Genomic DNA, 21,134 nt, shown 5'->3' on the forward strand with positions numbered 1-21,134 from the left:
AGGGGGCGCGAGCCATGACCGACCAGGACTTCCACCCGGGGCTCACGCCGGGGCATCTGGGCGCGCCGGTGCTGGAACCGGAGGGCCGTCCGCCGGGCGCGCCCCGCCCGCGCTTCGATGCGCCGGATCCGCACCGACGGCGCAACGGGCTGGCCTGCGGGCTCACCGCGCTCGCGCTGATCGCGGTGTTCGGCGGGATCGGGCTGACCGGGTACACCTGGCTCCAGGCGCAGCGCAAACCCCCGGCCGCCGCCGACTTCGCCGGGCAGGGCACCGGCAGCGTGCAGGTCTCCGTCCCGGAGGGCGCCGGCCTCTCCCAGATCGCCTCCGCGCTGGTCCGCAACGGGGTGGTGGCCAGCTCGCTGGCCTTCACCCGGGCCGCGAAGGGCAGCGCGGCGGCGGCCGGGCGGATCCAGCCCGGGACGTACACGCTGAAGCAGAAGATGTCGGCCGCGGCGGCGCTGGCGATCCTGATCGACCCGGCCAACGCCAACGGCCTGACCATCCCCGAGGGCTGGCGCGGCTACCAGATCTACGCGGCCATCGACCGGAAGCTGAACCTGCCCGCGGGCACCGCCCAGAAGACCGCCCAGGACCAGGGCGCCGAACTCGGCCTGCCCGACTTCACCAACGGCAGCCCGGAGGGCTACCTCTTCCCGGCGACGTACAGCGTCACCGAGGGCACCACCGCCTTCGACCTGCTGAAGCAGATGGTGGACCGGGCCGGAAGGGAGTTCGGCCGGGACGACGCCACCGTGGTCGCGCAGAACCTCGGGCAGAGCGTGTACGGGCTGATCACCGTGGCCAGCATGGTCCAGGGCGAGGCCGACAACACCGAGGACATGGGCAAGGTGGCCCGGGTGATCTACAACCGGCTGGCCAAGGGCATGCCCCTGCAGCTGGACTCCACCATCAACTACGCGCTCGGCCGCTCGACCCTGAACACCTCGGTGACCGACACCAAGCTGGACTCCCCGTACAACACCTACCAGCACCCCGGGCTGCCGCCGAGCCCGATCTCCAACCCCGGGCGGCAGGCGATCCTGGCCGCGCTGGACCCGACGCCGGGGGACTGGCTGTACTTCGTCACCGTGAAGCCGGGGGACACCCGCTTCACCGACAGCTTCGACGTTCAGCAACGCAACGTGGCCGAGTTCAACGCCAACCGGGCGGCGGCCAGGCCCACTGCCCCGGCCGCGGGCCCGTCCTCCCCGGCGTCCTCCGGCCCGGGGGGCGCGGGCGGGGCCGGGGTGCCGTCCGGGTCCGGTGCGGGGACGCCGTGACGGTGTCGGGGGCACCGTAACGGTGTTGTGTGCCGTCGGTGAGATCGCTCACTGACCGTGCGTCCGCCCGGCCGGGGGTAAGGCTGCGGTACGGTAACGTCTCCCTCCAGGCGCTGCGCTAGCACGCCGGTTCGAGAATCAGCCGGGACGGCGTCGTCCCGGACGGCCGGTTTGATCCTCCGGTCGTCACCGTCGGTTAAGGGGATCGATGACCGATCTGGGTGGGGGCTACGGCCCCCAGGGCGAGCCGTGGCACCCCGGTGATCCCGGGTACGACGGCCGGCAGCCGGTCCCCGGCCAGCAGGACGGCCAGTGGCAGCAGCAGTACCCGCAGCAGGGCCAGGCGGCCCAGCAGCAGCCGTACGGGGACGTGCAGCAGGGGTACGCCCAGCAGCAGATGACGCCGCAGATGCAGCAGCAGATGATGGCGCAGCAGGGCTATCCGCAGCAGCAGGCGCAGATGCCGCAGCAGGGTTACCCGGGCGGTCAGCAGGGCTACCCCCAGCAGGTGCCGCAGCAGCAGGTGCCGCAGCAGGGCTACCCCCAGCAGGGGTACGCGCAGCAGCAGGTGCAGCAGGGCTATCCGCAGCAGCAGATGCCCCAGCAGCAGGCGCCGATGCCGCAGCAGGGCTACCAGCAGGGCTTCCCCGGCGGCCAGCAGGCCGCCCAGCAGCAGGCCCCCCAGCAGCAGGTGCCCCTGCCCCAGCAGCACGCCCAGCCCCAGCAGGACCAGTCCCAGCAGGCTCCCCAGCAGGAGCAGCAGACGCCGCGGCGGCGACGGCGGCAGCAGCCGGAGGCCCCGGCGCCCGCGCCCGCGCCGGCGTCCGGCCCGGGCCCGGACGGGATCGACTGGGAGGCCGAGGCCGCCGCGCTGGAGGCCGGCGCCGACCCGGTCGGTGCCCCGCGCGAGGCCGGCACGGACGAGTGGGACGGCCACCAGGACGTCCGCCACCAGGACGTCCGCCACGAGGACGACGGCTACCTCGACGAGCACGCCGAGGCCGGGGAGGCCGCCTTCCTCGGGGAGCAGGACGAGTCCCGCGAGGCCCAGAAGAAGCGCAAGGAGAAGGGCAAGAAGTCGGGCCGCCGCAACGGCGGCGCCTGTCTGCTGGTCGCGCTGGTGCTGCTCGGCGCCGTGGGCGGGGCCGGCTGGTGGGGCTACGGCTTCTACCAGGACCACTTCGGCCCGCCGGCGGACTTCACCGGCGAGGGCACCGGCTCCGTCCAGGTCGAGGTCAAGAAGGGCGCGGTCGGCGGGCAGATCGGCCTGGCGCTGAAGAACGCCGGCGTGGTCAAGAGCGTCGACGCGTTCTCCGCGGCCTGCAAGGCCGAGCCCAAGTGCGGCACCATCCAGTACGGCTACTACGGGCTGAAGAAGGAGATGCCGGCCGCGGCCGCGCTCAAGGAGCTGCTGGCCCAGGCGGGCGGCGCGGCGATCGTCGTCCCCGAGGGCAAGAACTCCACCGAGATCTACACCCTCATCGACACCAAGCTGAAGCTGCAGGCGGGCACCACGGCGGGCGTCGCCAAGGCCCAGGTCAACGACCTCGGCCTGCCGCCGTACGCCAACGGCAACATCGAGGGCTTCCTCTGGCCGACCCGCTACAACATCGCCGAGGGCATGAAGCCCGAGGACCTGCTCAAGCAGATGGTGAAGAACGCCACCGAGAAGTACGCCGACCTGGACGCCCAGGCCGCCTCGGTGGGGCTGAAGACCGGCTACGAGGTGCTCATCGAGGCGAGCATCCTCCAGCGCGAGGGCAACAACCCGGAAGACTTCGCCAAGATGGCCAAGACCATCCAGAACCGGCTGGCGGCCGGCGGCGAGATCAACCACCGGCTGGGCATGGACACCACGCTCCAGTACTCGCTGAACCGCAAGGACCTCGACAAGAAGGACATGGACGACGCGTCCAACAAGTACAACACCTACATCAACCCGGGCCTGCCGCCCGGTCCGATCTCCAACCCCGGCGACGAGGCGCTCACCGCGACGCTGCACCCGGCGGACGGGAAGTGGCTGTACTTCATCGCGATGTCCCCGACCAAGACCCGGTTCGCCGAGACGAGCAAGGAGCACTACGCCAACGTCAAGGAGTACTGCCAGTCGGCCGGGCAGGGCTTCGACGAGACGCGCGGCCACTGCACCACCAAGAAGTAGCCACGGCCGGACGACAGTCCGCCAGTTCGCGGAGAGGCAGCGTTGACCAGCAAGCACCGGGCGGCCGTTCTCGGTTCGCCGATCGCCCACTCGCTCTCGCCGGACCTGCACCGGGCCGCCTTCGCGGCGCTCGGACTGGACGGCTGGCGCTACGACCGCTTCGAGGTCGACGAGGCCGGGCTGCCCGGGTTCGTCGCCGCGCTGGACGAGGCCGAGTGGGCCGGGCTGTCGCTCACCATGCCGCTGAAGCGGGCGATCATCCCGCTGCTCGACGAGGTCAGTGCGACGGCCCGCTCGGTGGACGCGGTGAACACCGTGGTGTTCACCGCCGACGGTCGGCGCACCGGGGACAACACCGACGTTCCCGGGCTGGTCAACGCGCTGCGCGAGCGCGGGATCACCGAGGTGCCCGAGGCGGCCGTCCTGGGCGCCGGGGCCACCGCCTCCTCGGCGCTGGCCGCGCTCGCCCAGATCTGCACCGGCGAGGTGACGGTCTACGTGCGCAGTGCCGAGCGGGCCCGGGAGATGGCCGAGCTGGGCGAGCGGCTGGGCGTGGCCGTCCGCACCGCCGACTGGGAGCGCGGCGCCGAGGCGCTGGCCCGGCCGCTGACCGTCTCCACCACGCCGGTCGGCGCGACGGACGTCTTCGCCGAGGCGCTGCCCGCTGAGCCGGGCGCGCTGTTCGACGTGCTGTACCACCCGTGGCCGACGGCGCTGGCCGCCGCCTGCGCCGGGCGCGGGGCGACCGTCCTGGGCGGGCTGGACCTCCTGGTGCACCAGGCGGTGCTGCAGAGCGAGGCCTTCACCAGGCGGACGCCCGGGCCGCTGGCGGCGATGCGCGAGGCGGGGGAGAAGGCGCTCGCCGGGCACTGAGCCCCCGCGCCGAGTGGCGGGGCGCCGGTCCGCGGACCCGGTCCTCCGGCCGGGTGCCGGGCCCGTCCTGCGGCCGGTTCCCCGGGTGGTTCCCGGCCGGATGGTGGCCGGTTGCCGTCCGGCACGCGGACTGTGCCCCCAGGTGCTGCTGGGGCATGAAAGGATTCAGGCACAAGGCACGCCCGGGGCGGGCCCCGGCGGTGCCGAGGTCCGGTCCGCTGATGAAGGAGCTCCGTTGGGTACGTTGCGCTGGCTGACGGCGGGGGAGTCGCACGGCCCCGCACTCGTCGCGACGCTGGAAGGCCTGCCCGCCGGTGTACCGGTCACCACCGCTGTGGTGGCCGACGCGCTGGCGCGCCGCCGGCTCGGTTACGGCCGCGGGGCGCGGATGAAGTTCGAGCAGGACGAGGTGACCTTCCTCGGCGGCGTCCGGCACGGTCTGACCATGGGCAGCCCGGTCGCGGTCATGGTCGGCAACACCGAGTGGCCGAAGTGGGAGCAGGTCATGTCGGCCGACCCGGTCGACCCCGAGGTGCTGGCGGGCCTGGCCCGCAACGAGGCGCTCACTCGCCCCCGGCCCGGCCACGCGGACCTGGCCGGCATGCAGAAGTACTCGATCGACGAGGCCCGGCCGATCCTGGAGCGCGCCAGCGCCCGGGAGACGGCCGCGCGGGTCGCGCTGGGCGCCGTCGCCCGCGCGTACCTCCGCGAGGTGGCCGGGATCGAGATCGTCAGCCACGTGGTCGAGCTGGCCGCCGCCAAGGCGCCGGCCGGTGTGGTGCCGCTGCCCTCGGACGAGGCGCGACTGGACGCCGACCCGGTGCGCTGCCTGGACGCCGACGCCTCGAAGGCGATGGTCGCCGAGATCGACCAGGCCCACAAGGACGGCGACACCCTGGGCGGCGTGGTCGAGGTGCTGGCGTACGGCGTGCCGGTGGGCCTCGGCTCGCACGTGCACTGGGACCGCCGGCTGGACGCGCGGCTGGCCGCCGCGCTGATGGGCATCCAGGCGATCAAGGGCGTCGAGGTCGGCGACGGCTTCGAGCTGGCCCGGGTGCCGGGCTCCAAGGCGCACGACGAGATCGTCCCGACCGCCGAGGGCGTCAAGCGCACCTCCGGCCGCTCCGGCGGCACCGAGGGCGGCCTGTCCACCGGTGAGGTGCTGCGGGTGCGCGCCGCGATGAAGCCGATCGCCACCGTGCCGCGGGCGCTCCAGACCCTGGACGTGCGCACCGGCGAGCCGGCCAAGGCGCACCACCAGCGCTCGGACGTCTGCGCGGTGCCGGCCGCGGGCATCGTCGCCGAGGCGATGGTCGCGCTGGTGCTGGCGGACGCGGTGAACGAGAAGTTCGGCGGCGACAACGTCTCCGAGACCCGCCGCAACGTGCAGAGCTACCTCGACAACCTGATCATCCGATGACCAGTCCCGTTGTGGTGCTGGTCGGCCCGCCCGGCAGTGGCAAGTCCACCGTCGGGCGGGTCCTGGCCGAGCGCCTGGGCGTGGGCTTCCGGGACACCGACGCCGACATCGAGGCGACCGTCGGCAAGCCCATCCCGGACATCTTCGTCGACGAGGGCGAGCCGCACTTCCGCGCGCTGGAGGCGGCGGCCGTGCGCGCGGCCGCCGAGGGGCACGACGGGGTCCTGGCGCTCGGCGGCGGCGCGGTGCTGGCCGAGGCCACCCGCGCGCTGCTGCACGAGCTGCCGGTGGTCCTCCTGGAGGTGCCGCTCGCCGACGCCGTCAAGCGGGTCGGCCTGGACGCCCCGCGCCCGTTGCTGGCCGTCAATCCGCGGGCCCGCTGGCGCGAGCTGATGGAGGCCCGCCGCCCCCTCTACCTGGAGGTGGCCACCGCCGTGGTCGACACCGCCGGGCGCACCCCGGAGCAGGTCGCGGACGCCGTACTGGAAGCACTGGAGCTGAAGACCCCCCATGACTGACACCACCGTCAGGATCCACGTCGGCGGCAGCGCCGGCCACGACCCGTACGACGTGCTGATCGGGCACCAGCTGCTCGGTGAGCTGGCGCCGCTGATCGGTACCCGGGCCAAGCGGGTCGCGATCATCCACCCGGAGGCGCTGGCCGCCACCGCCGACGCGATCCGCGACGACCTGGTCGGCGAGGGCTACGAGGCCATCGCGCTGCAGGTGCCCAACGCCGAGGAAGCCAAGAGCGTCGAGGTCGCCGCGTACTGCTGGTCGGTGCTCGGGCAGACCGGCTTCACCCGCAGCGACGTCGTCGTCGGCCTCGGCGGCGGCGCCACCACGGACCTGGCCGGCTTCGTCGCCGCCACCTGGCTGCGCGGGGTGCGCTGGATCTCCATGCCCACCACGCTGCTCGGCATGGTCGACGCGGCCGTCGGCGGCAAGACCGGCATCAACATCGCCGAGGGCAAGAACATGGTCGGCGCCTTCCACCCGCCGGTGGGCGTGCTGGCCGACCTCGGCACCCTGGAGACCGTGCCCAAGCACGACTACGTCTCCGGCCTGGCCGAGGTCATCAAGTGCGGCTTCATCGCCGACCCGGCCATCCTCGACCTGATCGAGGCCGACCCGGAGGGCGCGAGGACGCCGGCCGGGCCGCACACCGTCGAGCTGATCCGCCGGGCCATCCAGGTCAAGGCCGACGTGGTCTCCGGGGACCTCAAGGAGTCCGGCCGCCGCGAGATCCTCAACTACGGCCACACCCTCGGCCACGCCATCGAGCGCAACGAGCGGTACAAGTGGCGGCACGGCGCCGCGATCTCCATCGGCATGGTCTTCGCCGCCGAACTCGGCCGCCTGGCCGGGCGGTTGGACGACGAGACGGCCGACCGGCACCGCACCGTGCTGGCCTCGGTCGGCCTGCCGCTGAGCTACCGGGCGGACGCCTGGCCGAAGCTGCTGGACGCGATGAAGATCGACAAGAAGTCGCGCGGCGACCTGATCCGCTTCATCGTGCTGGACGGCCTGGGCAAGACCTCGGTGCTGGAGGGCCCCGACCCGTCGCTGCTGGTCGCCGCGTACGCGGAGGTCTCGGCGTGACCAGGGTGATGGTGCTCAACGGCCCCAACCTGGGCCGGCTGGGCAGCCGGGAGCCGGACGTCTACGGCGCCACCTCGTACGCCGGACTGGTCGAGCGCTGCACCGCGCTGGGCAAGGAGTTCGGCTTCGAGGTCGAGGTGCACGAGACCAACTCCGAGCAGCAGATGGTGGAGTGGCTGCACGAGGCGGCCGACGGGCAGGTGCCGGTGGTGATCAACCCCGGCGCGTTCACCCACTACTCGTACGCGATGCGGGACGCAGCGGCCCAGCGCACCGCGCCGCTGATCGAGGTGCACATCTCCAACCCGTACGCCCGGGAGACCTTCCGGCACACCTCGGTGATCGCCGCGGTCGCCTCCGGCACCATCGCCGGCTTCGGGCTCGGCTCCTACGAGCTGGCGCTGCGCGCGCTGGCCGAGCGGCTCACCACCCGCTGAGGGTACGGGCGGTGGCCCGGCGGCGGACTGTGCCCGCCGCCGGGCCGCCGTGTAGTGTCCCCGCTGAGAGGTGTCGGGAGGTGCCGTGACGCAGTACGCCGGAGGTGGGCAGGTCCCGCCGCGTCCCGTCGCTCCACCGGTGCCGCCGGGGGGCGGGACACGGGGGACGTCGCCGGGGGCGCCGCTCGCCCCTCCGTCCCCGCCGGTCCGGCCGGCACCCGCGGCCCCCGCCGCTCCCGGGCCCGTCGTCCGTTCCGCTCCGGCCCCCGCGGCCGCACCCGTGCCGAGCGCCCCGGTGCCCGCCGGCGGCACCGGGCACTTCGTGCTGCCGTCCGGCGCGCCCGTCCAACTGCCCACCCACCCGCCGCGGCAGCACGCGGCCACCGGGCCGATCGCCGTCCTGCTGATCGGACCGGCCGGGGCCGGCAAGACCACCGTCGCCCGCCACTGGGCCGAGCGGCGGCCCACCCCGACCGCGCACATCAGCCTGGACGACGTCCGCGAGTGGGTGCAGTCCGGCTTCGCCAACCCGCAGTCCGGCTGGAACAACGCCTCCGAGGCGCAGTACCGGCTGGCCCGCCGCACCTGCGGCTTCGCCTGCCGCAACTACCTGGCCAACGGCATCTCCTGCATCATCGACGACGCCGTCTTCCCGGACCGCCCGGCGATCGGCCTCGGCGGTTGGAAGCGGCACATCGGCCCCGGCATGATCCCGGTCGTCCTGCTGCCCAGCCTGGACTCCGTCCTGCACCGCAACGCCCGGCGCAGCGGCAACCGCCGCCTCGGGGACGAGGAGGTCGCCCGCATCCACGGGCGGATGGCCGGCTGGTACAACTCCGGGCTGCCGATCATCGACAACTCCTCCCTGGACGTGGCCGGGACGGCCGCCGAGCTGGACCGCGTCATCCTGGCCCGGCTAATGGGCATCCCGGTCCGCTGAACCGCCGCCCCGGCCCCGCCGGGCCGCTTGGCCTGCGGCGTCGCGGAGCTGTCGGAGCCGGCTGCGATGATGGACGGGTCATGTCGCCGCGCCCGGAGGAGCCGACGCCCGTGCCCGAAGGCCACATCATCCACCGCCTCGCCACCGAGAACCGGAAGGCCTTCGGCGGCCGCCCGGTGCGGGTCTCCAGCCCGCAGGGCCGGTTCGCCGACGAGGCCAAGGTGATCGACGGGCAGCTGCTCACCGGCGCGGAGGCCACCGGCAAGCACCTCTTCCTCGGCTTCGAGGAGGGCGCCTGGGTGCACGTCCACCTCGGCCTCTACGGCGGCTTCACCTTCGGCACCGGCCCGGCGCCCGAGCCGGTCGGGCTGATCCGGCTGCGGCTGGAGAGCGAGGACGGCTACGCCGACCTGCGCGGTCCCAACACCTGCGCGCTCGTCACCGAGGGGCAGAAGGCCGCCGTCGCCGCCCGGCTGGGCCCCGACCCGCTGCGCGCCGACGCCGACCCGGAGGCCGCCTGGCGCCGGATATCGGGCAGCCGGACGACCGTCGCGGCGCTGCTGATGGACCAGAAGGTGCTGGCCGGGGTGGGCAACGTCTACAGGGCCGAGGTGCTGTTCCGCCACGGCATCGACCCGCACCGGGCCGGGCGCGACCTCACCCGCCGGGAGTGGGACGCGGTCTGGGCCGACCTGGTCGCCCTGATGCGCGAGGGCGTCACCGCCGGCCGGATCGACACCGTCCGCCCGGAGCACACCCCCGAGGCGATGGGCCGCCCGCCCCGGGTGGACGACCACGGCGGCGAGGTGTACGTCTACCGGCGGGCCGCCATGCCCTGCCTGGTCTGCGGCACCGACGTGCGGACGGAGGAGCACGCCGCCCGCAACCTCTTCTGGTGCCCGGGCTGCCAGTCGGCGTGACGGGCGCCCGGTCGTGACGCGTGTTGCCCCCGTGTCGTGGACAGCCCTTCTGAGCTGCGACGATGGACGTCGAGCGCGCCGCGTCGCGCGCCCCTGTCCGCACGGCCACGTGTGAACGTGGAGCGAAAGGAAGTCCCATGATCTTCATCACGGTCAAGTTCCCGGTCCGCCCCGAGCGCGCCGACGAGTGGCTGGGCCTGGTCGACGAGTTCACCCGGGCCACCCGCCAGGAGCCCGGCAACCTCTTCTTCGAGTGGTCCCGCAGCGTCGACGACCCCAACGAGTTCGTCCTGGTCGAGGCGTTCCGCGACGGCGACGCGGGCAAGGAGCACGTGGAGTCCGCGCACTTCGCCAAGGCCATGGAGGAGCTGTCGTACGCGGTGGCCGCCAAGCCCCGGATCGTCTCGACCGAGATCCCCGGCCTGGACGGCTGGGCGGAGATGGGCGAGATCACCCCCCGGTGACGTCCGAGTGCCCCTCCGGCCGGGTGCCCAGCCCGTAGGCTGGGGCCGACCGGCCGGAGGGAGCAGGCGGATGGAGCGGCACGAGGTGGCCAACACCGTGTCGGGGGCCACGGTGGGCGGCCACGTGGTGCAGGCCGGGAGCATCGGGGCGCTGCACCTGCACCAGCCGCGGGCGGTGCCGAGGCCGCATCAGATCCGGTCCCCGCACGGCCCGTTCGTCAATCGGGAGCCGGAACTCGCCGCGCTGACCGAGGCCTTGGGCCGGGTCGTGGAGGGCGGACTCGGGGTCGTGGTGTTCACCGGCCTCGGCGGGGTCGGGAAGACCGAGCTGATCGCGAGGTTCACCGAGGAGCACCGGGAGCAGTTCCCGGGCGGGGACCTCTACGCCGACCTGAAGGCCTACCGGCACCAGGGCGGGGTGGACCTCCCCGAGCTGCTGGCCGGATTCCTGCGCGCCCTCGGCACCGAGCCCCCGGCCGCGGAGGCCGAGCGGTTCACGGCGTTCCGCACCGCCACCGCCGAGCGCCGGTGCCTGTTCTTCCTGGACAACGTCGAGCACGCCGCGGAGGTCCGTGCGCTGCTCCCGGCCTGCGGGCTGGTGGTGGTCGCGAGCCGGCGGCGGCTGCCGGCGCTGCGGACGGACGGCGCCGTGGTGCGCCGGCTCGGCCCGCTGAGCGCGAGGGCGGGCGCCGAGCTGGTGCGCGGCTGGGTGGGCCCGGGGCGGGGCACCGACGGGGAACTGGCGGAACTGGTCGAGCTGTGCGGCGGGCTGCCCCTCGCGCTGAACGCGGTCGGGAGCCAGCTGCTGGACCGGGACCACCTGCCGGTCGGCCGGGTGGTGGCCGAACTGCACGACCGGGAGGGCAGGTTGGCGATGCTGGAGGACGAGGAGAGCGATCTCGGCGCGACCTACGACCTGGTCTACGAGCGGCTGTCGGCGTCGGGCCGGGCGCTCTACCACCTGATCGGCGTGCACCCCGGCCCCTTCGTCTCCGCCGAACTGGCGCGTGCGGTCGGCGTCGAGCGGGCCGGGCAGGCGATCGGGGAGCTGCGGGGCGTTCACGTGCTGGACGAGGTGGTGGACGGTGACCGCGAGGACCGCTTCCGGGCCCACGACGTGGTGCGGCTGCACGCCTACGGCCGGACCCGGGAACTGGCCGACCGCGGCGAACTCCTCGCCGCCGTCGTGGCGTACTACCGGGGCCGGGCCTCGGTCGCCGACCGTGCGATGGCCGGGAGCAGGCTCCGCCTGCAGGACCCGAGCGGCGACGAGCTGCCCCGCTTCGCCTCCGACACCGCGGCCCTGGAGTGGCTGTACGCGGAACGGGCCAACTTCCGCGCGGTGGTGGAGGAGGCGGCCCGGCAGGGGTGGCACGGCGAGGTGTGGCGGCTGTGCGAGTCGCTCTGGCTGCTGTACCACGACCGGAGGCTCTACCAGGACTGGATCGCCACCCACCGGCTCGGCATCGAGTCGGCCCAGTGGGACAACCAGCCGGCCGCCGTGGTCCGGATGCGCAACCAGCTCGCCCGGGCCCACTTCGACCGCAAGGAATACCGGCTCGCCGCCGAGCAGTTGGCGCTCGCCGCGGAGCAGGTCCCGCTGGTGACCGACCGTCGGGTGGTGGGTGTGCTCCACGAGACGGACGGTCTGCTCTGCCTGGCCGACGGCCGCCCGGGCGACGCGGTGCGGCGGTTCACGCTGGCCCTGGCGGCGAACCGGGGCGACGAGCACGGCGAGATCGTCCAGAGCTACAACCTGGCGCAGGCGCTGATGGCCGACGGCCGCGCGCAGGAGGCGCTGGCCCGGCTGGCCGAGGCCACCGCGCAGGCCGAGCGGACACGGGACGACGACATGCTGATGAAGCTGCCGCTGGTCCGCGCCCGGGCCCACCGGGCGCTCGGGCAGCCGGAGCTCGCCGCCGCCCACGCGGGCGACTGCGCCCGGCGGGCCGAGGAGCGCGGCCAGTACGCGAAGGAGGCGCAGGCCCACACCCTGCTGCTCGCCCTCGCCGAGGAACTGGACGACGCGGAGCTCGCGGAGCGCAGCCGGGCGCGGCTGCGGGAGCTGCCGGAGTAGCGCCCTTCTCAGGGGCCGGTGCGGAAGGACACCCGGGTGCGGTGCTCGCCGGTGCGGACGGTGAGGCCGTGCCGGGGGAGGCCGGCCGGGTCGCCGCCGTCGGCGAGCCAGCAGGCCACGGCGGAGCCGAGCAGCAGCGGGTCGACGGCGGGGTCGGGGCAGGTCCAGTCCGGTTCGGCGCGGGCCTCCAGCAGCAGGCCGGTGCGCAGTCGGAGCAGGTGGCGGGCCGGGCCGAGGGCGGCCACCGCGACGGCGAGGCCGGGGAGTTCGGCGGCGGAGTCGGCGAGCCAGCGGGCGGCGGGGAGTTCGGCGTGCACCTCGGTGCGGGCCAGGACCTCGGCGGTGTAGCGCAGGGCGTCGCCCGGGTGCTCGTCGGTGAGGGCGTGGAAGCCGCGCGGGGCGTGCTCGTGCGGGTCGAAGGGGTAGCGCCGCAGGCCGACCTCGGTGCCCTCGCTCCGGCCCTCGACGTCGTACGCGGTGGGCCGGTCGACGGTGCCGGGGCACGGGGCCGGCCTGGGGTAGGGCGGCAGGGCCGGTTCGTCCCCGGGCTCGTCCAGCCCGGCCAGGAAGGAGTGCAGCAGCGGGCGCAGCAGCCGGGCGGATTCGCCGCGGTGGGCGAGCGAGCGGTCGGTGATCGCGCTCAGGTCGGCCGGGTCCCGGGCGAGGGCCTGTTCGACCTGGGCGGCGAGGTCCCCGTCCGGGTCGAGGACGGGCGCTGCCTGGCCGAAGGCGTAGCCGGGGGAGCGGGGGTCGAGTTCGGCGGCGCCGGTGGCGACGAGCAGGGTGCGGTGGTTCAGGGCGGCGCCGTAGACGGTGACCGAGCCGTGGTCGCCGATCACGCAGTCGGCGGCGACGAGCGCGGCCTGCCAGCCCTGGTGGGGCGGGATCAGGCGCAGGCCCATCCGGCGGGCGTCGTCGAGCAGCGCCTCGGGGTCGTGGCGGCTCCACACGTTGGGGTGCAGGACGACGGCCACCGTGTACTCGTCGGCGGGGAGCCGGCGGACCAGCCGCCGGGGGAGGTCCGGGCGGCGGCCGAACAAGGAGTGCTCGCTCCAGGTGGAGCTGACGACGACGAGCCGTCGGCCGCCGGTGGCACCGAGCGCGGCGCGGTAGCCGTCGCGGGAGCGCCGGCTGCCGAGCATCCGGTCGAAGCAGGGGTCGCCGACCACCCGGGCGACGTCCAGCGCCTCGGGGCAGGAGACCCGCAGCCGGTCCAGCTGCTCGGGGTGGGAGAGGCCGAGGACGTCCACGAACACCCGTCCGCGGTGGGTGAGTTCGTTGCGGGACAGGCCGGCGGCGGTGACCGTGTCGCCGGTGGACTCGGTGACCAGCCGGTTGTAGCCGACGCCGTGCGGGAGGACGACGAGGCGGGCGTCCAGCCGGTGCATGGAGGAGTGGACGGCGCAGGCGACGGCCAGGTCGAAGCGGCGGCTGACGGCGTCCTCCCAGTCCAGCACGGTGAAGCCGGGCAGGCCGTGCAGGTACTCGTCCAGGGCGCGGTCGGCGAAGGCGGAGCCGGGGTTGACGGTGAAGTACCGCTCGATGCCGTCCGGGTTCAGCAGGGTCAGGACGTCCAGGACCCGGGTGGCCGAGGTGAGGGTGCGGGCGACCGCCAGCACGCGGGCCCCGACCGGTCGGGTGTTCCACCGGTCGGCGGGCCAGGCGTGGGGGCGGGACGGCACGTCATGATCGTACTCATCCGCTCCGGCCGCGGCGCGGTTCCGGGGCCGGGCCAGTGGGTCAGCCCGTGGCCGCGGTGGGCTCGTGGTGTTCGCCGGCGGCGCACTCGTCGAGGAGGGGGCGCATGGCCTCGTCCACGAGCTGGTAGCGCACCACGCGTCCGTCCCGGTCGCCGGTGACCACGCCGGCCGTGCGGAGCAGCCGCAGGGCCTGGGAGACGGCGGGGTCGCGCATGCCGGTGGCGACCGCGAGGTCGGTGACGGCGAGCGGCCCGGCCCGGTGGAGGGCGAGCAGCAGGGCGAGCCGGCCGGGGTCGGCGAGCAGGGAGAACCGCTCGGCCCAGGACCGGACGTGGGCCGGGTCGCCGATCGCGGCGATGGCCTCGCAGACCCGGTGCCCGTCGATGGTGCGGTGGCCCGCGCGGTCGGCCGGTACGAGATGCATGCGGACATTCTCGCAGGCGGCGGTCTGTGATCCTGGACACCTGCGCAGGTGCGCAACCTTGCACGGGTCGGGGCGTGGCCCCTACGGTGTTCCCCGCCGTGGTGCTCGGGAAGACCGGTGACGGACCCTCAGGGGTCCCAGCCCGGAGCGGCCCTCGCCACTGTGATCGGGTCGTTCCTCCGTCCGCGGAGGAACGTCGTCCGTACCCATGGAGCCACTGGGCGCCTCGCGCGCTTGGGAAGGCGGGTACGGGCGTCCCGTCAGCCAGGAGACCGGCCACGGCATCTCACGAGGTTTTCCACGAGGTGCTGGAGCGTGATCCGCAGATGACCCTGCCCGAAACCGTTGCCGCCGGGGCCGAACCGGCCCCGTCCGCGCTGCCCAGCTTCCAGTGGCGGCGCGAGGACACCGTCCGTACCGCCGGGCTGATGGCGGTGATCGTGGCCATGCACGTGGTGGCCTTCGGCACGCTGATCTTCCTGGTCGCACCCGAGAAGTACGCGGTCGGTACCCAGGTCTTCGGGGTGGGCCTGGGTATCACCGCGTACACCCTCGGGATGCGGCACGCCTTCGACGCCGACCACATCGCGGTGATCGACAACACCACCCGCAAGCTGATGGCGGACGGCAAGCGCCCGGTCTCGGTGGGCTTCTGGTTCGCCCTCGGGCACTCCTCGATGGTGGTGGTGATGGCTGCCCTGGTGGCGGGCGGCGCGCAGCTGGCGAACACCCTGATGGACGACGAGTCGACCACCCACAAGTGGCTCGGCGTGATCGGGACGACCACCTCCGGCGTGTTCCTCTACCTGATCGGCGCGCTCAACCTGGCGGCGCTGCTCGGCATCCTCAGGGTGTTCCGCTCGATGCGGGCCGGAAAGTTCGACGAGAAGGAGCTGGAGGCGCACCTCGACTCGCGCGGCTTCATGGCCCGGGTGCTGAACCGGGCGACCCGTTCGATCACCCGGCCCGGGCAGATGTTCCCGGTGGGCATGGTGCTGGGGCTGGGCTTCGACACCGCGACCGAGGTCACCCTGATGGTGATGGCCGGCTCGGGCGCCGCCTCCGGGCTGCCCTGGTACGCGATCGTCTGCCTGCCGCTGCTGTTCGCGGCCGGGATGAGCCTGTTCGACACCCTGGACGGGACGTTCATGAACTTCGCGTACCAGTGGGCCTTCGCCAACCCGGTACGGAAGGTGTACTACAACCTGACCATCACCGGTCTGTCGATCGCGGTGGCCTTCGTCATCGGCACCATCGAGCTGGTCGGGGTGCTGCACGAGAAGCTCGATCTGACCGACCCGGTCACCGGCTTCATCGCCGACATCTCGCTGGACAACGTCGGCTACGCCATCGCCGGGCTGTTCGTGGTCGTCTGGGCGATCGCGATCGGGTACTGGAAGCTCGCCGGGGTCGAGAAGCGCTGGACGCCCGAGGGCTCCTGAGCCACCCGGCCGCGAGCAGCGGCCTGCCCGCGCACGCCGGAACGGCGCCTCCCCGCGGCGGGGAGGCGCCGTTCGCGTTCCGGGGGCCGGGTGCGCCCCGGGTCGGCGCTCCTCGCGGAAGTCGACGTGCCGGCCGGGCGACCGGGTCGTACTCGCACAGGACCGGCAGTGACATATTCGTGACGGAGCGTAGCGACCGGTCGGGGTCCGAGGGGCCGCCGGGGGGTGCGGGGCCCCTCGGCGGCACGCTGCGTGGGCGGTGGGCGGTGGGCGGCACGCTGCGTGGGGGGCGGGGCGCGGGTCCGAGGGGACGGTGCCGCGGTCGCGCAGGGGGGCGTGCAAGGGGTATTGGGGGTTCTGCCGGGGGTGCTCGGCGGGCGCTTCGGGCCGGGGGTTCGTAGGCTCGACGCATGGCGGATGCGTACGCGGGGCGGCGGGAGCGGGTGAGGGAGCACTGCAGTGCGGCCGGGGCCGATGCGGCGCTGATCACCCGCGCGGCGAACGTGCGGTACCTGACGGGCTGCGCGCCCTGCGGGGCGAGCCTGCTGCTGACCAGGGAGCGGGCGCTGCTCGCGCTGCCGGACGACCTGCCGCCGGACGACACCGGGGAGCACCTGATCGCCCCGGACGTCACCCGGCTCCCGGTGGCGGCCGGGGCGGACTCCGCGCTGGCCGTCGCGGCCGTCGCCGCGCGGTCCGGGGTGTCGGGACTGGCGGTGGAGGAGCACGACCTGACCGTCACCCGGCACCGGGCGGTGGGCGGCCTGAGCGAAGGGGCCCGGCTGGTGGACCTCGGCCAGACGGTCGAGCGGCTGCGGGTGGTCAAGGACGAGCACGAGATCGCCGACCTGCGGATCGCCGCCGAGATCGCCGACCAGGCGCTGGGCGAGCTGCTGGAGTCGATCCTGGTCGGCCGCACCGAGCGGCACCTGGCGATGGAGCTGGAGCGCCGGATGATCGACCACGGCGCCGACCGGGCCGCCTTCCCGGTCTCGGTCGGCACCGGCAGCCACTCCGGCCAGGCCGCCCACCAGCCCACCGACCGCCGGGTGGAGGAGGGGGACTTTCTGACCGTCGTGATGGGCGCCCAGTACCGCGGCTACGGCGTCTCCACCGCCCGCACCTTCGTGATCGGCGCGGCCCCCGCGCCCTGGCAGGTGGAGCTGCACCGGCTGGTCTTCCGGGCCCAGCGGGCCGGGCGGGAGGCGCTCGGACCGGGCGTGGAGCAGTGCGTGCCCGACCGGGCCGCCCGGCAGGTCCTGGAGGCGGCCGGCCACACCGAGGCCTCCCCGCACCCGGTGGGCCACGGCGTCGGGCTGGAGATCCGGGAGGCGCCGCGCCTCGGTCCGTCGGACATGGGTAAACTGGACAGCCGCGTGCCGGTCACCGTCGGTCCGGGGGTCCACCTCCCGGGCAGGGGCGGCGTCCGGATCGAGGACACGCTCGTCGTGCGCCCCCTCGAAGAGGGCGGGCCCGAGCTGCTCACCATCACCACCAAGGAGCTCCTCGCCCTGTGACCGCGGCCCCCCGGGGCCGTGGGAGGCAGGACGCAATCCCTTGGTTCCTTGACAGCTATACAGGAGTTAGTGCGCCCGTGGCTTCCACGAACGATCTCAAGAACGGCATGGTCCTCAAGCTGGAGGGCGGCAAGCTCTGGTCCGTCGTCGAGTTCCAGCACGTCAAGCCCGGCAAGGGCCCGGCCTTCGTGCGTACCAAGCTCAAGGAGGTCCTGACCGGCAAGGTCGTCGACAAGACCTTCAACGCGGGCACCAAGGTCGAGACCGCCAACGTCGACAAGCGCGGCATGCAGTTCTCGTACAAGGACGGCGAGAACTTCGTGTTCATGGACATGGACACCTACGACCAGCTGACCATCGAGCCGTCGGTCGTCGGCGACGCCGCCAAGTACCTGCTGGAGGGCTTCGAGGCCCTCGTCGCGCAGAACGAGGGCTCGGTCCTCTACATCGAGCTCCCGGCCGCGGTCGAGCTGACCATCGCCGAGACCGAGCCGGGCGTCCAGGGCGACCGCTCCACCGGTGGCACCAAGCCGGCCACCCTGGAGACCGGCGCCGAGATCCAGGTGCCGCTCTTCGTCACCAAGGGTGAGAAGGTCAAGGTCGACACCCGCGACGGCAGCTACCTCGGCCGGGTGAAGTAAGTCCGTGTCGGCCGCACGCAGCAAGGCCCGCACCAGGGCCTTCCAGATCCTCTTCGAGGCCGACCACCGCGGGGTCGACCCGCAGCAGGTCCTCGCCGACTGGGTGGCCCGCGCCCGCGAGCCCAGGCCCGACGAGGGCACCCCGCAGGTCGGTGAGTACACCATGGAGCTCATCGAGGGGTACGTCCAGCACGCTCGTCGCATCGACGACCTGATCGAGCAGTACTCCGTCGGCTGGTCGCTCGACCGGATGCCGATCGTGGACCGCAACGTCCTGCGGCTCGGTGCCTACGAGCTGATCTGGGAGGACGGCGTCCCGGACGCCGTCGTCCTGGACGAGGCCGTCGAGATCGCCAAGGAGTTCTCCACGGACGACTCCCCGGCCTTCGTCAACGGCATGCTCGCCCGCTTCCTCGAGCTGAAGCCGAGCATCCGCCGGTAGGCGGGTGGACCTCGCGGACGGCCGTCGGACCCGAACAGGTGTCCGGCGGCCGTTCCGCGTTTCACCCGGTCGGCGTAGGGTGGGGACCTACTTGTCAGTAACTTGACGTCCGGAACCACGCGTGAAGGGCAGGTCCCCCCAGATGACCACCGCGATCCGCAGCGAGTTCGACCAGGGCATCGCCCTGACCAGGCACCCCGAGGAGGCCGGCCGCTACGACGCCGAGCTCGGCGCCGGCTGGCAGATCGGCGGCGGGGTGAACGGCGGACTGCTGCTCGCGGTGGCCGGACACGCGCTGTCGCTGGAGCACGGCACCCACCCGGACCCGGTGTCGATCAGTGGTTACTACCTGTCCGCCTCCACCCCCGGCCCGGCCACCGTCCGCACCGAGGTGCTGCGCACCGGCCGCGGCCTGTCCACCGGCACCGCCTCGCTCAGCCAGGACGGCGTCGAGCGGCTGCGGGTGGTGGCCAGCCACGGCGACCTCGCCACCGCCGACGGCGAGGTGCGCACCAGCGCGCGGCCGCCGCAGCTGCCGCCGCCGGACCAGTGCATCGGCGTCGAGCACGCGCCCAAGGAGCTGATCGCCCAGGCCGCCCTGCTGGAGCGGTTCGACCTGCGGCTGGACCCGGCCACCATCGGCTGGGCGCTCGGGCAGCCCTCCGGCAACGGGCGGATCCAGGGCTGGTTCCGGCTCGCCGACGGCCGCGAGCCCGACCCGCTGCTGCTCCTGCTGGTCGCCGACGCGCTGCCGCCGGTCACCTTCGACCTCGGCATGCCGGGCTGGGCGCCCACCATCGAGCTGACCGTCCACCTGCGCGCCAGGCCCGTGCCCGGCTGGCTGCGGGTCACCCACGCGACCCGCAACCTGGCCGGCGGCTACTTCGAGGAGGACGCGGAGGTCTGGGACGAGTCCGGCCGCCTGGTCGCGCAGTCCCGCCAGCTGGCCCGGGCGCCCCGCCCCTGACCCGGCGGCCCCGCATTACCGGTGGTTACATTCCTGTGACACGCCGTACGTGTGCGGCGCGCGCGGATGGGGAGGAAGACGGTCAGCGGCGAGCGTGCCGCGGACCGTCAACCCCCGAAGCCAGGAGCCACCGATGAGTCAAAAGGGTCGCGCCCGCCGTAACTCCGACTGCACCGCCGGCGGCTCGCGGCCCGCGGTGCGGGCGTCGCACCGGCCACAGCGGGCCGGCGGCGCCGAGCAGGCTTTTGTCATCGGGGTGCTGACCAACGCCGCGGACTTCGCCCGGGCCCGCGCCTGGGGGATCTCCGACGCCCCCGACCACGAGCGCTACCTGGCCGACACCGCCGAGCTGCTGGCCGAGGCGCTGGAGCGGTTCGACACCGTCCGGGCCCGGATGTTCCACCCGCAGGACTTCGAGGAGTTCTGCGTGCTGCACGGGCTGGACCCGGCCGAGCCCGCCGCCCGCGACCGCTACCTGGTCAACCCGGCCCTGCAGACCCAGCTGATGGCCTATCAGGGCGAGGAACTGGCCGGGGACTTCGTGCCCCGCCTGGTGCGCGCCCGGGAGAACGGGCTGACGCTCTGCCACGCCGACCTGCTGCTCGACGGGGGCCTGTACGGGGGCGCGGGCGCGCCCGACGAGGAGCACGCCGCCTGGGTGCGCGCCGCCTACCAGCGCGGCGGCGAGGTGTTCCGCCGGATGCTGGTCGGCGCGGGGGCCGGCGTGTACGAGCTGCGCCTGCGGGTGGACGCGCCCGGCGGGAAGCTGACCGCCGCGGCCCGGGTCCTCCAGTGGGAGGACGGCGTGGTCCGGATCAACGACGAGGACCTGGAGCTGGTCTGCGCGGTGCTCTGCACCGGGCTGGCCCTGGAGCTGCCGGGCGTCGCGGTGCTGCACGGCTCGCAGGGCTCGGCCGCCTCCTGCGGGGAGTACCTGCAGGCCTCCTGGGCCTGGTCGAGCGGCGGGCAGGAGTGGGCGCCGGCCGAGCGGCCGGTCCGGCTGGACGGCGTGGCGGCGCAGCCCGGCTACAGCCTGGGAACGGTCTGCTGACGGCTCCGCCGCGGGGCCCCGTCCCGGGGCCCCGACACCGCGGCGCGGCCCCCCGGTCAGGGGAGCCGCGCCGTGACGTTTCTGCTTGCGGGTACGACCGGAAATCAGGCCGGGTCGTCCCTGGATCCGCCGGCGGGAGCCGGTGCGGCGAGCCTCAGCTCGCGTCCTCCTCGCGCACCGCGCGGCGCGCGTCGGGGTTCAGCACGCCCCAGGAGATCAGCTGCTCGGTGAGGATCGACGGCGACTGGTCGTAGATGACGGCCAGGGTGCGCAGGTCGTCCTGACGGATCGACAGCACCTTTCCGTTGTAGTCACCGCGCTGGCTCTGGATGGTCGCCGCGTAGCGCTGCAGCGGGCCGGCCTTCTCGGAAGGGACCTGGGTCAGTCTCTCCAGGTCGAGGACCAGGCGCGGCGGCGGCTCGGCCGCGCCGCCGGGCGTACCGCCGGGCAGCAGCTCCTGCACCGGGACGCCGTAGAACTCCGCCAGTTCGGCCAGCCGCTGCACGGTGACCGCACGGTCACCGCGCTCGTACGAGCCGACGACGACTGCCTTCCAGCGCCCCTGGGACTTCTCCTCGACACCGTGCAGGGAGAGACCCTGCTGAGTGCGGATCGCTCGGAGCTTGCCTCCGAGTTGCTTCGCGTAGTCGCTGGACATTGATCTCCCCGGACGAGATTGCTTCGCGTTCAGTGGTGGGTCACGGGCGATTGCCGACGCCGTTACCGGTGGGTCCGACGTCCGTCTCGTAACTCACTGTGAGGTTACGTAGAGT

20 protein-coding genes and 1 riboswitch are annotated in these 21,134 nt (G+C 73.8%); of the genes, 17 read left to right on the forward strand and 3 right to left on the reverse strand.

All coding sequences use genetic code 11. From position 1 onward, the window contains the following. The first annotated feature begins 14 nt into the window (after positions 1–14). The 11 genes from mltG (ACFVVA_RS22490) to ACFVVA_RS22540 all read left to right on the forward strand — a co-directional run bounded on the left by mltG (ACFVVA_RS22490) (position 15) and on the right by ACFVVA_RS22540 (position 12,177). The gene (mltG, locus tag ACFVVA_RS22490) at positions 15–1,283 is read left to right on the forward strand and encodes an endolytic transglycosylase MltG (protein ID WP_387691948.1); all 1,269 of its coding nucleotides are present in this window, start codon (positions 15–17) and stop codon (positions 1,281–1,283) included. Between the two features lie 208 nt (positions 1,284–1,491). Further along, positions 1,492–3,444 (forward strand): endolytic transglycosylase MltG, encoded by a 1,953-nt coding sequence (gene mltG / locus ACFVVA_RS22495; protein WP_387691949.1) that lies wholly within the window; start codon positions 1,492–1,494, stop codon positions 3,442–3,444. 42 nt (positions 3,445–3,486) lie between these two features. Continuing rightward, positions 3,487–4,317, forward strand: coding sequence for a shikimate dehydrogenase (locus ACFVVA_RS22500; RefSeq protein ID WP_387691951.1), 831 nt, complete (start codon positions 3,487–3,489; stop codon positions 4,315–4,317). 235 nt (positions 4,318–4,552) lie between these two features. Then, entirely contained in the window at positions 4,553–5,737 is a 1,185-nt protein-coding gene (aroC, locus tag ACFVVA_RS22505; protein ID WP_380351179.1) for a chorismate synthase, read from the forward strand. Next, entirely contained in the window at positions 5,734–6,255 is a 522-nt protein-coding gene (locus ACFVVA_RS22510; RefSeq protein WP_359897447.1) for a shikimate kinase, read from the forward strand. Before aroC ends, ACFVVA_RS22510 begins: the two co-directional genes overlap by 4 nt. After that, the gene (aroB, locus tag ACFVVA_RS22515) at positions 6,248–7,339 is read left to right on the forward strand and encodes a 3-dehydroquinate synthase (RefSeq protein ID WP_387691954.1); all 1,092 of its coding nucleotides are present in this window, start codon (positions 6,248–6,250) and stop codon (positions 7,337–7,339) included. Before ACFVVA_RS22510 ends, aroB begins: the two co-directional genes overlap by 8 nt. An 8-nt stretch (positions 7,340–7,347) precedes the next feature. Further along, positions 7,348–7,776 carry a type II 3-dehydroquinate dehydratase gene (gene aroQ / locus ACFVVA_RS22520; RefSeq protein ID WP_049653999.1) on the forward strand — a complete coding sequence of 143 codons (429 nt, stop codon included), beginning with the start codon at positions 7,348–7,350 and terminating at the stop codon, positions 7,774–7,776. Positions 7,777–7,846: 70 nt separating this feature from the next. Then, complete coding sequence (locus ACFVVA_RS22525) at positions 7,847–8,716, forward strand: AAA family ATPase (RefSeq protein ID WP_387691956.1); 870 nt, start codon at positions 7,847–7,849, stop codon at positions 8,714–8,716. A 110-nt stretch (positions 8,717–8,826) separates the two neighbouring features. Then, complete coding sequence (locus ACFVVA_RS22530) at positions 8,827–9,636, forward strand: Fpg/Nei family DNA glycosylase (protein ID WP_387691957.1); 810 nt, start codon at positions 8,827–8,829, stop codon at positions 9,634–9,636. Positions 9,637–9,773: 137 nt separating this feature from the next. Beyond that, entirely contained in the window at positions 9,774–10,100 is a 327-nt protein-coding gene (locus ACFVVA_RS22535) for a putative quinol monooxygenase (RefSeq protein WP_359897444.1), read from the forward strand. 70 nt (positions 10,101–10,170) lie between these two features. Further along, positions 10,171–12,177, forward strand: a complete 2,007-nt coding sequence (locus ACFVVA_RS22540; protein ID WP_387691959.1) for an AAA family ATPase — start codon at positions 10,171–10,173, stop codon at positions 12,175–12,177. Between the two features lie 8 nt (positions 12,178–12,185). On the opposite strand, the gene ACFVVA_RS22545 is transcribed toward ACFVVA_RS22540, so the two are convergent. Beyond that, a complete protein-coding gene (locus ACFVVA_RS22545; protein WP_387691961.1) occupies positions 12,186–13,859 on the reverse strand; it encodes a hypothetical protein in 1,674 nt (557 codons plus the stop codon). A 58-nt stretch (positions 13,860–13,917) separates the two neighbouring features. Beyond that, positions 13,918–14,301 (reverse strand): metalloregulator ArsR/SmtB family transcription factor, encoded by a 384-nt coding sequence (locus tag ACFVVA_RS22550; RefSeq protein WP_359897441.1) that lies wholly within the window; start codon positions 14,299–14,301, stop codon positions 13,918–13,920. A gap of 82 nt (positions 14,302–14,383) precedes the next feature. Further along, positions 14,384–14,597, forward strand: a riboswitch (cobalamin riboswitch). 30 nt (positions 14,598–14,627) lie between these two features. On the opposite strand from ACFVVA_RS22550, the gene ACFVVA_RS22555 reads away from it, so the two are divergent. The 6 genes from ACFVVA_RS22555 (at position 14,628) to ACFVVA_RS22580 (ending at position 20,361) form a co-directional block, all read left to right on the forward strand. Then, positions 14,628–15,743: a HoxN/HupN/NixA family nickel/cobalt transporter gene (locus ACFVVA_RS22555; RefSeq protein WP_387691963.1), complete on the forward strand. Its 1,116-nt coding sequence runs from the start codon at positions 14,628–14,630 to the stop codon at positions 15,741–15,743. 410 nt (positions 15,744–16,153) lie between these two features. After that, on the forward strand, positions 16,154–17,260 hold the full coding sequence (locus ACFVVA_RS22560; RefSeq protein ID WP_387691965.1) for a M24 family metallopeptidase: 1,107 nt from the start codon (positions 16,154–16,156) through the stop codon (positions 17,258–17,260). Between the two features lie 77 nt (positions 17,261–17,337). Then, positions 17,338–17,901, forward strand: a complete 564-nt coding sequence (gene efp, locus ACFVVA_RS22565) for an elongation factor P (protein WP_359897438.1) — start codon at positions 17,338–17,340, stop codon at positions 17,899–17,901. A gap of 4 nt (positions 17,902–17,905) precedes the next feature. Continuing rightward, on the forward strand, positions 17,906–18,343 hold the full coding sequence (gene nusB, locus ACFVVA_RS22570; protein ID WP_359897437.1) for a transcription antitermination factor NusB: 438 nt from the start codon (positions 17,906–17,908) through the stop codon (positions 18,341–18,343). 142 nt (positions 18,344–18,485) lie between these two features. Further along, complete coding sequence (locus tag ACFVVA_RS22575) at positions 18,486–19,310, forward strand: thioesterase family protein (RefSeq protein ID WP_380542683.1); 825 nt, start codon at positions 18,486–18,488, stop codon at positions 19,308–19,310. A gap of 133 nt (positions 19,311–19,443) precedes the next feature. After that, positions 19,444–20,361 (forward strand): hypothetical protein, encoded by a 918-nt coding sequence (locus tag ACFVVA_RS22580; protein ID WP_387691968.1) that lies wholly within the window; start codon positions 19,444–19,446, stop codon positions 20,359–20,361. 154 nt (positions 20,362–20,515) lie between these two features. Here ACFVVA_RS22580 and ACFVVA_RS22585 read toward each other — a convergent pair whose 3' ends face one another. After that, positions 20,516–21,019: a transcriptional regulator gene (locus ACFVVA_RS22585; RefSeq protein ID WP_030056198.1), complete on the reverse strand. Its 504-nt coding sequence runs from the start codon at positions 21,017–21,019 to the stop codon at positions 20,516–20,518. Between the last annotated feature and the right edge of the window lie 115 nt (positions 21,020–21,134).

This window comes from Kitasatospora sp. NPDC058048, from assembly GCF_042885555.1.
In the GTDB taxonomy this organism is placed as follows: Bacteria; Actinomycetota; Actinomycetes; order Streptomycetales; family Streptomycetaceae; genus Kitasatospora; species Kitasatospora lactacystinica.